The organism is Paenibacillus oleatilyticus, assembly GCF_018998565.1.
GTDB lineage: Bacteria > Bacillota > Bacilli > Paenibacillales > NBRC-103111 > Paenibacillus_G > Paenibacillus_G oleatilyticus.
This window is the reverse complement of sequence record NZ_JAHNZO010000103.1, coordinates 1-416: the sequence shown is the minus strand read 5'-3', so window position 1 is coordinate 416 and position 416 is coordinate 1. Positions and strand designations below refer to the sequence as shown.

Sequence of the window (416 nt, the reverse complement as noted above, 5' to 3'; positions counted from 1 at the left end):
GGTCAGCGCCAGGCGCATGTCGTTGAACGCCTGCGGGCCGCTGTTGAGCGGCTGCAGGCAGTCAACCAGCACGATTTGCCGATCGAAACGGACGAAATACTCTTTATAGAAGTTTTTGACGATCGACTGGCAGTAATAATTGAACCGAGCGCGCAGCATGCCGATATTGGTGTGTTTGTCGGCCTGCGCCAGTTTCGACTCGCCTACCGCGGCAACATCGGGCCACGGGAAAAACTGCAGCGCCGGTGCGCCGGCCATGTCGCCCGGCAGCACAAAACGGCCCGGCTGAATGAAGTGCAGACCTTCGCTTTTGCAGCGCAACAGATAATCGGTGTAGGCCTGGGCGATCGCCGCCAGGCGATTTTCGTCGGCCGGGGCCAGCGGATCGCAGGTTTTACACAGGTCAAGCCAGGGCT

Annotated in this window: 1 protein-coding gene; it reads right to left on the bottom strand. The window is 59.9% G+C overall.

Annotated elements, in window-relative coordinates; all coding sequences use genetic code 11:
* Positions 1-416: YcjX family protein (locus tag KQX66_RS38855; RefSeq protein ID WP_216798398.1), on the bottom strand; the 416-nt coding region annotated here is incomplete at both ends.